The sequence below is a fragment of the Hydrogenophaga defluvii genome, from assembly GCF_042665235.1.
GTDB classification, from domain to species: Bacteria; Pseudomonadota; Gammaproteobacteria; order Burkholderiales; family Burkholderiaceae_C; genus Hydrogenophaga; species Hydrogenophaga defluvii_A.
The window spans coordinates 1-10,757 of sequence record NZ_JBHTBZ010000038.1 but is presented as its reverse complement, the minus strand read 5'-3'; the positions used below and the strand labels follow the sequence as shown (position 1 = coordinate 10,757).

The window sequence follows — 10,757 nt, the reverse complement described above, 5'->3', positions numbered from 1 at the left end:
TCAACGATCTACCAACACCACCTCCGCGCCAGTGCTAGCTTTTCGTACCGTCACTTATTGCACTGAAAACGAGGAGACCCCGGGCAAGAACACCAATGTGGGGTCGTCTCAGAAAACGGAATTTAAAGTACGTTAAGCATGCGCCGAGGCTGGCACCCAGCGGTATAGTGTTGGAACGAACACGTCGAGATTTTTGGTCACGTCCTTGGGCGGAACGCAGTCCATCGGAGAGTTTCGATGCGAAAACATCTGCCGTTCATTTTTAGCATGATGCTAAGATAAGACTGGATACATAAATTCTAGGCTCACGGGGAGGAAATGATGATCAGCTCTGTTGGTTCGTATTCCGCAGCCCAAACAGGGGGTACGTCGAGCCTCAAGGCGGCCTCGGCGACCGGTCAGGTTTCTGACACATCGAAAAATCAGGGCGCATCAGGCACCCAAGGCGGCGGCACGCTGACGATTTCCACGCTGGCCCGACAACTGGCCGCGAGCGCCAGCCGTGCCGAAGAGCGGGATAAAACACTCACCCGCTCGGAATTGGCTGACAAGGCGAAAAACCTTCTGGGTCAAATATCAGGAGACTCTTACCAAGCCAACAAGAAAATACACGACAGCGAAGTTCCAAAGACCAGCGATCCAGAATTGTTGGCTAGGGCCAAGCAAGCCACAGAGTTTGTTAATAGAAGCAGTAATACCGGGAATGAGAAAAATCCTTTTTCCGGTCTATCGCGTGCACAGTTATCAGATATCATCAATGATGATAGTAGCATTTATACAGTCAATGAGCGTCGCGCTGCTTGGATGGAATCATCCAAGCAGGAAGAAGCATGGCGCGAGAAGGTAATAGCTCAAGCCATAGCGGAATATAACGAGTCGGGGAAACTGACCAATTTTTTCAGTGCCGTACTTGACCACTTCAAGGAACTGCCTGCCATCGAGCAAGCGCAATATCCAAAAGATTACGCCAGTGACCTACAGTCCAAGATTGATCTGGACTTTAACTACCGCACGCACCAGGCAGAGGGTAAAGGCAAAGACCCCATGAGCTTGATCGAGATGCTATTCGAGCAAAGCCCGCAACAAGCCAATGAACTACCCCAAGAGCCAAAAAACGCCACTGACTCACCAACCGTAAGGAGTAATCCATGAAATTGTTGCCAAAACTGCTCGCCGCCACCTCCATCTTCGCCGCCACGGCTGCAATTGCGGGGCCACCTGTAACGGTGACCTTCAAAAATAACAACACCACCACAGATGCAACTTATGCGATTGTCACCAGCAACGAATCAAGCACATACGCCAACGCCTCTCCAAAACCGGCCACGACCGTTTCGAAGTTAGGCTCTAACTCTTACGCCGTCACCAGCCTGATCAGCCCGGACGTCAACTATGCAAACGTCCGCTATAAAATCGGTTCCAAGACCTGCGTGTTCAGCACAACCTTCGTCAATGCGCTGCAACCCGGCGGCTACAAAATCCCGCAATGGAACAAGACCGCAACGGCTAGCGGCGGAGCGATCTGCACCGCCACCATACCTCTACCAACCTGACCACCTATGCATGGACGGTCGATTTCGTAATGAAATAGGCAATTTGAGCATCGTCCAAAAAGCCCGGTGATTTTTGCCGGGTTTTTCATATTACGGCCGGTTCGTTTTTTCGCACAGGTTCCAGGCTCACGGAGGCAGTTATGGTCAGCTCTATTGGTTCGTATTCCACTGCCCAAACAGGCAATGCGGTGGCGTTCAAGGCGGCTTCGGCGACCGAGCTTGTTTCTGACGCCTCGAAAAATCAGGGCGCATCAGGCACCCAAGGCGGCGGCACGCTGACGATTTCCACGCTAGCCAGCCAATTGGCGGACAGTGCCAGCCGCGCAGAGGCTCGGGACAAAATGCTCAGCCGTTCAGAATTGGCCGACAAGGCGAACTCTTTGCTAGATCAAATACTTGGTGACGCCTACCAAGCTAACAAAGCCAAGTACAACAACGAGGTTCCTAAGACTGACGATCCAGAGTTGTTAGCAAGAGCTAAGCAAGCAACGGAATTCGTCACTAGCTCGGACAGGGGCAGCAGATCGGTGAAAAACCCTTTTGGTAGCCTGTCGAGAGAACAACTGTCCAACATCATCTATGACGACAGCGGAAACTACACCATCAATGAACGTAGAGCGGCTTACTATGAATCGGATGATAGGGAACAGGCTTGGCGTGTAAAAGTCGCAGCCCAAGCCATGGATGAATATAACCGGACGGGGAAAATGACCAATTTCTTCAGCTCCGTCCTTGACCACTTCAAGGAGCTGCCCACGATCGAGCAAGCGCAATATCCAAAAGATTATGCCAGCGATCTGGAGTCAAAAATAAGCCGGGATTTCAACTATCGCACGCACCAGGCGGAGGGGAAAAGCGAAAACCCCATGAACCTGATCGAAATGCTATTCGCGCAAAGCCCGCTGCAAACCGACGAGCTTTTCCAAAAGAAAAACATCACTGAATCACCAACCGTAAGGAGTAATACATGAAATTGTTGCCCAAGTTGCTCGCCGCCACCTCCATTTTTGCCGCCACGGCAGCAATTGCAGGACCGCCCGTAACGGTTACCTTCAAGAACCAAGCTACCGCAGAAGCAACCTACACCATTGTTACCAGCAATGAAACCAGCACCTATGCAAATGCTTCACCCAAGCCGACAACAAAAAGACCTGCCGGAACCAACGATGTCTATACCGTCACCAGCCTGATCAGCCCGGACGTCAACTAGGGGTCGCTTCAGAAAACGGAAAAAATCGTACGCTAAGCGTGCATTGATGCCGCCTCGTCGAGGCATTGGACGAACGCATGGAAAGCGTTGCCTCAAAGTTTGCAATGCAGCTTCTTTGTCTGTTTTTTCCGATGAACAGCACGGTTTTTTTGGTGTAGATTTCGTGATGCGCAACGTGCAGTTGGAGGTGTTGCGCATTCATCAACGCCTTTAGGGAGCGCACATGAAAATTCAAGGATTTCAGCCCACACAAAACGCCGCCTCGTACACGCCGTCGAGCAAGGTATCGACTCCGGCAACCTCAGCCGCTGCGGCCCCAGGAACAAGTGATGTTTACTCCGGTGAGAGAGCGACCCGCGCCACCGAAATCATGGCGGGACAAGACCTGAGCAATATCTCAAAAAATGAACTCAAGGCGCTGACGAACAAGCTCTACGACGCAGGCGTCATCACTGGCGAGCAGCGCCTCGATCTGACCGCCCCCTATGCCGATGAACTCAACGCACAGATGCAAAGCGTCGCCAACCCAGATGAGAAGCGGAATTTTATTGCCGACCTCAGTGCAACGCTTGATGCGGCCAAGCGTCTGCGACCAGACGACACTTCATCTATCGCCTACTTGGAAAAGGTGAACAACCTCGCCAACTCACTGGCGGCCGTGTCTGGCTGATCAAACGCGTCTGGCTCCGTGCGCATGGTTCACACTTGGGTTGAAGCTGGTACCCAGCGGTAAAGCGTAGGAACGGACACGCCAAGATTTTTTGCCACATCCTTGGGTGGCACGCCGCTGGCCAGCAGTTTTTTGGCTGACTCAATCTTGCTATCGGTCATCTTGGGCTTGCGACCGCCTTTGCGCCCAAGCTGACGAGCGACATCTAGCCCGGCGCGGGTACGCTCGACGATCAGTTCGCGTTCCATTTCGGCAAGGCTGGCCATGACGTGAAAGAAGAACCGGCCAGATGGCGTGCCGGTGTCAATGGCGTCTGTCAGGCTCTTGAACTGGATGCCTTGCTTGTGAAATTCGCCGACCAGATCGACTAGTTGCTTGACGCTGCGCCCTAAACGATCCAGCTTCCAGACAACCAAGGTATCTCCCTCGCGCAGCATTTCCTGTGCTTTTCCCAAGCCAGGGCGGTCAGCCCGTGTACCACTCACCTTGTCCTCAAAGACTTTCTGGCACCCGGCTTTGGTCAGGGCCTCCCGCTGTAATTCGAGGTTCTGATCCAGCGTAGAAACACGAGCGTAGCCAATCAACATAGCTTGCTTCGTTCAGAGCTATCGCGGTCTTCATCGTCGGCGTCTTGGCGCACAGCAGGTAGCTGCTTTAGCAACTCCGGTAGCCATTCTTGTGCTGTCTCCCACACCACATTGAGGTCGATGTCGAAATAGCCGTGGGCCATTCGGTTGCGCATGCCACGCATGTTGCGCCAAGGCACCTCGGGGTGCGCCTGAGTGAACGCGGCATAGCCCTCCATCACTTTCGTTGCGGCCTCGCCAATGATAATAAGGCTCAGAATGACAGCCTGCTGGGTGCGTTTGTCGGTCAGAAAGTCGTCTTTGGCCAACCCTTCCACGAAGCTGCACACATCGGTTGCTGCCTGCTGTATGTGATCGAGGTAATCAGGCAGGCGGTTCTCATTCATACCGGCTGCGCCTCCGCGAGCACCTTGGCACGGAACTTCGGCGACAAGTCGCCTGGTGTCAGCAAATCAACCTGAATGCCGAGCAGCGATTCCAGATCGTCTTGCAGACCGCCTAAGTCCAATAACGTGGCACCAGGCAGTGCATCGACCAAGAGATCAAGGTCACTGCCATCCCGGTCAGTGCCATGCAGCACCGAACCGAAGACGCGCGGGTTCGCCGTACGAAAGCGGTTCACCGCTTCGCGCACTGCATTTCGCTTCATGTCAAGCACAACGGACGGTCGCATGGGGCATCCTTTCTTATCGAAACTCATTGCGATGCTAAGGGATCGAGAATAACATTTCAAGAACTATTTTCGAGAATTGCAACGCCTTGATTTCGCGTGTCACGTTGGCGGTCTGGTGCAGCCTCTCAAAATCCCTCGTTTTCAAGAAGAAGGAAACTACATGCCGCGTCGTTCGATCCTGTCCGCCACTGAGCGCGAAAGCCTGTTGGCACTACCAGACGCCAAAGATGAATTGATCCGGCTCTACACCTTCAACGACGCCGACCTGTCCCGCATTCGACAGCATCGTGGCGCGGCAAATCGGCTGGGCTTTGCGGTGCAGCTTTGCTACATGCGCTATCCGGGCATCGCGCTCACTGCTGACGCGGAACCCGATGCGCCCTTGTTGCGCATAGTGGCCGACCAGCTCAAGCTGCCTGGCGACATCTGGAACGACTACGGCCAACGCGCCGAAACGCGGCGCGAACATCTGTTGGAGTTGCAGTCAGCCTATGGCTTCCAATCGTTCACGACGCTGGGCCATTATCGAACTGCCGTGCATAGCCTGGACGATCTGGCCTGGCAAACTGACAAGGGTATTGTGCTGGCACGCGAGCTGGCCGACGGGTTGCGCCGCAGGAGCGTTTTGCTGCCAGCGGTCGGCGTGATGGAGCGCATCTGCGCCGAGGCGATCACCCGTGCCAACCGACGCATTCACGCCGCTCTGACCGACACCCTGACATCCGTCCACCGGCAGCGCCTGGACGAACTCCTCAAGCGCAAGGAGGGTAGCAAGGCGACCTGGCTGGCGTGGCTGCGCCAGTCGCCCGCCAAGCCGAACTCGCGCCACATGCTTGAACACATCGAACGCCTCAAAGCCTGGCAGGCGCTTGACCTACCTGCTGGCATCGAACGGCAGGTACACCAAAACCGCTTGCTCAAGATCGCCCGCGAGGGTGGACAGATGACGCCCGCTGACCTGGCCAAATTCGAGCCGCAGCGACGCTATGCCACCTTGGTCGCGCTGGCCATCGAAGGCATGGCCACAGTCACCGATGAAATCATCGACCTGCACGACCGCATCATCGGCAAGCTGTTCAACGCGGCCAAGAACAAGCATCAGCAGCAGTTTCAGGCCAGCGGCAAGGCGATCAATGACAAGGTGCGGCTGTACGGACGTATCGGCCAAGCCTTGATCGAGGCCAAGCAAAACGGCGGCGATCCGTTTGCCGCTATTGAGGCCGTCATGCCGTGGGACACCTTCGCCGCCAGTGTCACCGAGGCGCAAACACTGGCGCGGCCTGCGGATTTTGATTTCTTGCATCACATTGGCGAGAGCTACGCCACCTTGCGCCGCTACGCGCCGCATTTCCTCGACGTGCTCAAGCTGCGAGCGGCGCCCGCCGCCAAAGGTGTGCTCGATGCTATCGAGGTTCTGCGCGGCATGAACAGCGACAGCGCCCGCAAGGTGCCCGCTGACGCACCAACCGCATTCATCAAACCACGCTGGGCCAAACTGATTCTGACCGATGAGGGCATCGACCGACGTTACTACGAGCTATGCGCGCTGTCGGAACTGAAGAACGCGCTGCGCTCGGGTGATGTGTGGGTGCAAGGCTCGCGCCAGTTCAAAGACTTCGACGAATACCTGGTGCCGGTCGAGAAGTTCGTCACGCTGAAGCTGGCCAGCGAATTGCCGTTGGCCGTAGTCACCGACTGCGATCAGTACCTGCGTGAACGGCTGGAATTGTTGGAGGAAAAGCTCGCCACAGTCAACCGCATGGCGGCGGCCAATGATCTACCGGACGCCATCATCACCACAGCATCTGGCCTGAAGATTACGCCGTTGGACGCGGCGGTGCCCGATGCTGCGCAAGCCCTGATCGACCAGACGGCCATGATCCTGCCACACCTCAAGATTACCGAGCTGCTGATGGAGGTCGATGAGTGGACGGGCTTCACCCGCCACTTCACGCACCTGAAGACCGGCGACACCGCCAAGGATAAAACCTTGCTGATGACGACAATCCTGGCCGATGCGATCAACCTTGGCTTGACCAAAATGGCCGAGTCCTGCCCTGGCACGACCTACGCCAAGCTGTCCTGGTTGCAAGCCTGGCATGTCCGCGACGAAACCTATTCGACGGCGCTGGCCGAGCTGGTGAATGCGCAGTTTCGGCAACCTTTCGCCGGAAACTGGGGCGACGGCACCACGTCATCGTCGGATGGTCAGAACTTCAGAACCGGCAGCAAAGCAGAGAGCACCGGGCATATCAACCCGAAGTATGGCAGCAGCCCAGGCCGGACGTTTTACACCCATATCTCCGACCAGTACGCGCCCTTCAGCGCCAAGGTAGTCAACGTCGGCTTGCGCGACTCGACCTATGTGCTCGATGGCCTGCTGTATCACGAGTCCGACTTGCGGATCGAGGAGCACTACACCGACACGGCGGGCTTCACCGATCATGTCTTCGCCTTGATGCACCTGCTGGGTTTCCGCTTCGCGCCGCGCATCCGCGACCTTGGCGACACCAAGCTGTTCATTCCTAAGGGCGATACTGCCTACGATGCGCTCAAGCCGATGATTAGCAACGACAGGCTGAACATCAAGGCTATTCGTGCCCATTGGGATGAAATTCTACGGCTGGCCACTTCGATCAAGCAAGGCACGGTGACGGCCTCGCTGATGCTGCGCAAGCTCGGCAGCTATCCGCGTCAAAATGGCTTGGCTGTCGCCCTGCGCGAGCTGGGGCGCATCGAGCGCACATTGTTCATCCTGGACTGGCTGCAAAGTGTGGAGCTGCGCCGCCGTGTGCAAGCCGGACTCAACAAGGGTGAGGCGCGCAACGCGCTGGCCAGGGCGGTGTTCTTCAACCGGCTGGGCGAAATCCGCGACCGCAGCTTTGAGCAACAGCGCTACCGGGCCAGCGGCCTCAATCTGGTGACAGCAGCCATCGTGTTGTGGAACACCGTCTATCTGGAAAGGGCGGCGAACGCCTTGCGCAATCACGGTCAAGGTGTCGATGGCGCGCTGTTGCAGTACCTGTCGCCGCTGGGCTGGGAGCACATCAACCTGACCGGCGATTACCTCTGGCGCAGCAGCGCCAAGGTCGGTTCGGGGAAGTTCAGGCCGCTACAGTCGCTGCCAAAGCCTTAACGTACTTTAAATTCCGTTTTCTGAGACGCCCCCAATGTGTACCTGGGCTCAGCCGAACTCTCGGCCATCTGCTCCAAGCTGGGCCGTATTCCCAGCAAGGAAGAATATCTGGCCGACGTGGGCGTCATTAACCAGAGCAGCGACAAGATCTACCAGTACCTGAACTTCGACCAGATCGAAGAATATGTGGAGAACGCCAAGGAAGCGACTGCCTGAGCGGCGATGGCTCCCTGAAACAACAAACGGCCCTTCGGGGCCGTTTTGCTGCGTAGCCTGGCTGAGGAGAAGTCTGCAGAATGCTGTGTATTTACACAGTATTTATGCCAGCCACCTCCAAGCCCAAGCTCTACAACCCGCGCCACCCCGAGCGCACGCTGCTCTACCAAACGGTGGCCGAGCATTACGAGACCTGGCTTGATCTGGCCAGCGCCGGCCAGTTCGACGGCCAGGGCGACCACCGCAGCCCCAAGCCCTATGTGCGCCAAGCGTTTGCCAAGTACCTGGAATGCGGCATCTTTGCCCACGGCTTTGCCCGTGCCCGCTGCGACGACTGCGGACACGACTTTCTGGTGGCCTTTTCCTGCAAAGGCCGGGGCGTCTGCCCCTCGTGCACCACGCGGCGCATGGCCGAGACAGCGGCACACCTCACCGACCACGTCTTCCCCCGCCTGCCAGTGCGCCAGTGGGTGCTGTCGGTTCCCAAGCGGCTGCGCTACTTTATGCAACGCGACAGCGTGGTGCTGGGCATGGTGTTGCGCATCTTCTTGCGCGTCATTGAGCAAACCCTGCAAGCCAACAGCCCATGCGCAGCGCATGCGAACAAGGCCGCCCTGCACATCGGTGCAGTCGCCTTCATTCACCGCTTTGGCTCCAGCCTGAACGAGCATGTGCATTTCCATGTGTGCGTGGTCGATGGCATGTTTGAGGCGGTGGCAGGGGAGGCGAGTGAGCAGGGCACCCGCACCACAGCGATCAGCGTCATGTTTCACCCGGCTATCGGCATCGACCCCGAAGCGGTGACCCAAGCCCAGGCCAGTTTGCGTCGGCGCATCCTGCGCGCCTTTGTGGGCCGGGGCCTGCTCGAAGGCTTCGAGGCCCAGGAGATGCTGGGGTACAAACACAGTGGGTTTTCGGTAGACACCAGCGTGTGCATAGCAGCACAAGACCGAGCGGGCCTGGAGCGCCTGCTGCGCTACTGCGCACGGCCCCCGTTTGCGCTGGATAGGCTGCGCAAAGCGGGCAGTGAGCTCATTTACCGCTGCGCCAAGCAGCACAGCGAGCCTGGCAGTGACCGGCGCGACCAACGCAAGGCAAAGCGAGGTGTTCGGGCCGACGAACTGCACCTCACGCCGCTCGAACTCATCGACCGCCTTGCCGCGCTGGTGCCGCCACCGCGTGCGCACCGCCACCGGTACTACGGCGTGCTGGCGCCCAATTCACCCCTGCGGGCTGCGGCGGTTGCACTGGGCGCAGGCCAAACCGCAGGCGCGGGCACGGGCACGGCACAGCCCGAGCCAGGCGGTGTGACCGCAGCGGTGGATGCCATGGGAGTGGCCACGGTCGGTGGTCCCAGCCAGCCCGAGCCCACCCAGCCAGCTCTGCCCAAACGCTCAGCTCACATTCTGTGGGCGGTGCTGATCGCCCGCATCTACGAGGTGTTGCCGCTGTTGTGCCCGCTCTGCGGTGGCCAGATGCGCATCATCGCTTTCATCACCTACAGTGCCGACCTCCGGCACATCCTGGAGCACATCGGGGTGGAGACAGAGCCGCCTCGCATCGCGCCAGCACGCGGGCCGCCGCTGTGGGATGGGTGCGATGTGCCGATGGGCGATGGTGTCGAGGTTGAGCCAGATTGGGGCGAGGCGGCCCAACCGGCGCCGGACTTTGAGGTCGATCAGCGCGTCAGTTGGTAAGGGAAGGCAGCAGCGGTTTGGCCGCGCGGCAGGGCTGCGTCTGTCACTGCCAAAAAATGTGCAAACCGAAAAATCTCGGGCTACTGGCGCTGATCAAGCGCTCAGGCAGGCTCAGCCTGAAGGCCTGTGATGCCCAAAACCTGGGCCATAATCGTCCTCCTGTGGTTGGATTTCCTATCCGCGGGGGCTTTCTTGCCTCGCGCAAGGTGTCGTATATCAGTCGCTCAGGGTTTTTTGAGGCGTCAGCAAACTCATTTGGCAGCATCGCAGCAAGCCTCCTTGCAACTACTGCATCAGCACCTCGTAAATGCTCTGCTTGGGACAGCGCCCACTTTTTTAGCTCTGACGGCTTGCGGTGCTTGGCTGCGGCCCCAATTTTTCCTGCTATCGAAAGCATGTCCTTTCGCTTGGCATCGCGGGACTCTTCGGAGCCAGAAATCAAGCCAATTGCCATGCCTAAAAACTTCGATGTTTGAACTACTGTTCTCAACAACGATTCGGCAGAGTGTTCCTTATCGTTCGCCAAGTAGATCGTCATGAAACCGTATGCAAGACTGATTGACCTAATAACGTCTTCTGGCATATCCGGTGCTGCGTCACACAGCATCTGAAAATCTCGCTCTGCTTTTTTTCGGTGGTTCTCAAGCTTCTCAATTTCTGCAGGGTCTGTCCCTTGCTCAAGCCGAGCGATCCCATGCTCAAGCATTGCTGCCTGATAGGCAGATATCCCGACTTCAATAAATACGTCATTTGGGATGCCCAGCACCTCGTCCATGAAGCTGTTCAGCTCCCGAATCATCTCGTTCGCCAGATCAAGCTCAATACTCATCGCGTTCCCTGTCACGCCCCCGAAAAGAAGCCAGCGCCGCCGGGTCAGGGTGTCCCGGTTTTCACCATCGGGGATCAGCCGCTGGCTAGGCGTGGCATCAAACAATCATGCCCGCTTGAAAACATCACTCGCGATTTGCTCCGCAAGCTCTTTGCACTCGTCAAGCCCATGCCGCACTCCCCACAG

The 10,757-nt window shown here is 57.4% G+C and carries 11 protein-coding genes and 2 pseudogenes; 8 read left to right on the top strand and 5 right to left on the bottom strand.

Features of this window, described 5'->3' with window-relative positions:
• Nucleotides 1-132 precede the first annotated feature (132 nt).
• Nucleotides 133-216: pseudogene (locus tag ACFQU0_RS13375) on the bottom strand (recombinase family protein); the annotation flags it as partial.
• 105 nt (nt 217-321) lie between these two features.
• Here ACFQU0_RS13375 and ACFQU0_RS13370 point away from each other — a divergent pair.
• From ACFQU0_RS13370 to ACFQU0_RS13350, 5 genes are all read left to right on the top strand, one after another.
• Complete coding sequence (locus tag ACFQU0_RS13370; RefSeq protein ID WP_382201578.1) at nt 322-1,152, top strand: hypothetical protein; 831 nt, start codon at nt 322-324, stop codon at nt 1,150-1,152.
• The gene (locus tag ACFQU0_RS13365) at nt 1,149-1,553 is read left to right on the top strand and encodes a hypothetical protein (RefSeq protein ID WP_382201577.1); all 405 of its coding nucleotides are present in this window, start codon (nt 1,149-1,151) and stop codon (nt 1,551-1,553) included. Before ACFQU0_RS13370 ends, ACFQU0_RS13365 begins: the two co-directional genes overlap by 4 nt.
• 140 nt (nt 1,554-1,693) lie before the next feature.
• On the top strand, nt 1,694-2,524 hold the full coding sequence (locus tag ACFQU0_RS13360) for a hypothetical protein (protein WP_382201575.1): 831 nt from the start codon (nt 1,694-1,696) through the stop codon (nt 2,522-2,524).
• Nucleotides 2,521-2,763: a hypothetical protein gene (locus ACFQU0_RS13355; RefSeq protein ID WP_382201573.1), complete on the top strand. Its 243-nt coding sequence runs from the start codon at nt 2,521-2,523 to the stop codon at nt 2,761-2,763. The genes ACFQU0_RS13360 and ACFQU0_RS13355 overlap by 4 nt, the downstream gene beginning before the upstream one ends.
• Before the next feature lie 223 nt (nt 2,764-2,986).
• The gene (locus tag ACFQU0_RS13350; RefSeq protein ID WP_156880539.1) at nt 2,987-3,433 is read left to right on the top strand and encodes a hypothetical protein; all 447 of its coding nucleotides are present in this window, start codon (nt 2,987-2,989) and stop codon (nt 3,431-3,433) included.
• A gap of 29 nt (nt 3,434-3,462) precedes the next feature.
• Here ACFQU0_RS13350 and ACFQU0_RS13345 read toward each other — a convergent pair whose 3' ends face one another.
• From ACFQU0_RS13345 to ACFQU0_RS13335, 3 genes are read right to left on the bottom strand one after another with little or no spacing between them, the layout of a single operon-like run.
• Complete coding sequence (locus ACFQU0_RS13345; protein ID WP_011013243.1) at nt 3,463-4,020, bottom strand: recombinase family protein; 558 nt, start codon at nt 4,018-4,020, stop codon at nt 3,463-3,465.
• Nucleotides 4,014-4,406: a HepT-like ribonuclease domain-containing protein gene (locus tag ACFQU0_RS13340; RefSeq protein WP_011013247.1), complete on the bottom strand. Its 393-nt coding sequence runs from the start codon at nt 4,404-4,406 to the stop codon at nt 4,014-4,016. The genes ACFQU0_RS13345 and ACFQU0_RS13340 overlap by 7 nt, the downstream gene beginning before the upstream one ends.
• Nucleotides 4,403-4,693 carry a nucleotidyltransferase family protein gene (locus ACFQU0_RS13335; RefSeq protein WP_011013248.1) on the bottom strand — a complete coding sequence of 97 codons (291 nt, stop codon included), beginning with the start codon at nt 4,691-4,693 and terminating at the stop codon, nt 4,403-4,405. Before ACFQU0_RS13335 ends, ACFQU0_RS13340 begins: the two co-directional genes overlap by 4 nt.
• 160 nt (nt 4,694-4,853) lie before the next feature.
• Here ACFQU0_RS13335 and ACFQU0_RS13330 point away from each other — a divergent pair, with 160 nt between their 5' ends.
• From ACFQU0_RS13330 to ACFQU0_RS13320, 3 genes and pseudogenes are all read left to right on the top strand, one after another.
• Nucleotides 4,854-7,829 (top strand): Tn3 family transposase, encoded by a 2,976-nt coding sequence (locus tag ACFQU0_RS13330; RefSeq protein WP_382201579.1) that lies wholly within the window; start codon nt 4,854-4,856, stop codon nt 7,827-7,829.
• Nucleotides 7,830-7,862: 33 nt separating this feature from the next.
• Nucleotides 7,863-8,045: pseudogene (locus ACFQU0_RS13325) on the top strand (hypothetical protein); the annotation flags it as partial.
• 104 nt (nt 8,046-8,149) lie between these two features.
• On the top strand, nt 8,150-9,742 hold the full coding sequence (locus ACFQU0_RS13320; RefSeq protein WP_020229221.1) for an IS91-like element ISCR23 family transposase: 1,593 nt from the start codon (nt 8,150-8,152) through the stop codon (nt 9,740-9,742).
• Nucleotides 9,743-9,785: 43 nt separating this feature from the next.
• Here ACFQU0_RS13320 and ACFQU0_RS13315 read toward each other — a convergent pair whose 3' ends face one another.
• A complete protein-coding gene (locus ACFQU0_RS13315) occupies nt 9,786-10,676 on the bottom strand; it encodes a hypothetical protein (RefSeq protein ID WP_382201569.1) in 891 nt (296 codons plus the stop codon).
• Nucleotides 10,677-10,757 lie beyond the last annotated feature (81 nt).

What these genes read in the sequence shown, in the direction of transcription:
- ACFQU0_RS13370 (WP_382201578.1), top strand. Translation starts at nt 322, where the DNA reads ATGATCAGCTCTGTTGGTTCGTATTCCGCAGCCCAAACAGGGGGTACG.
- ACFQU0_RS13365 (WP_382201577.1), top strand. Translation starts at nt 1,149, where the DNA reads ATGAAATTGTTGCCAAAACTGCTCGCCGCCACCTCCATCTTCGCCGCC.
- ACFQU0_RS13360 (WP_382201575.1), top strand. Translation starts at nt 1,694, where the DNA reads ATGGTCAGCTCTATTGGTTCGTATTCCACTGCCCAAACAGGCAATGCG.
- ACFQU0_RS13355 (WP_382201573.1), top strand. Translation starts at nt 2,521, where the DNA reads ATGAAATTGTTGCCCAAGTTGCTCGCCGCCACCTCCATTTTTGCCGCC.
- ACFQU0_RS13350 (WP_156880539.1), top strand. Translation starts at nt 2,987, where the DNA reads ATGAAAATTCAAGGATTTCAGCCCACACAAAACGCCGCCTCGTACACG.
- ACFQU0_RS13345 (WP_011013243.1), bottom strand. Translation starts at nt 4,020, where the DNA reads ATGTTGATTGGCTACGCTCGTGTTTCTACGCTGGATCAGAACCTCGAA.
- ACFQU0_RS13340 (WP_011013247.1), bottom strand. Translation starts at nt 4,406, where the DNA reads ATGAATGAGAACCGCCTGCCTGATTACCTCGATCACATACAGCAGGCA.
- ACFQU0_RS13335 (WP_011013248.1), bottom strand. Translation starts at nt 4,693, where the DNA reads ATGCGACCGTCCGTTGTGCTTGACATGAAGCGAAATGCAGTGCGCGAA.
- ACFQU0_RS13330 (WP_382201579.1), top strand. Translation starts at nt 4,854, where the DNA reads ATGCCGCGTCGTTCGATCCTGTCCGCCACTGAGCGCGAAAGCCTGTTG.
- ACFQU0_RS13320 (WP_020229221.1), top strand. Translation starts at nt 8,150, where the DNA reads ATGCCAGCCACCTCCAAGCCCAAGCTCTACAACCCGCGCCACCCCGAG.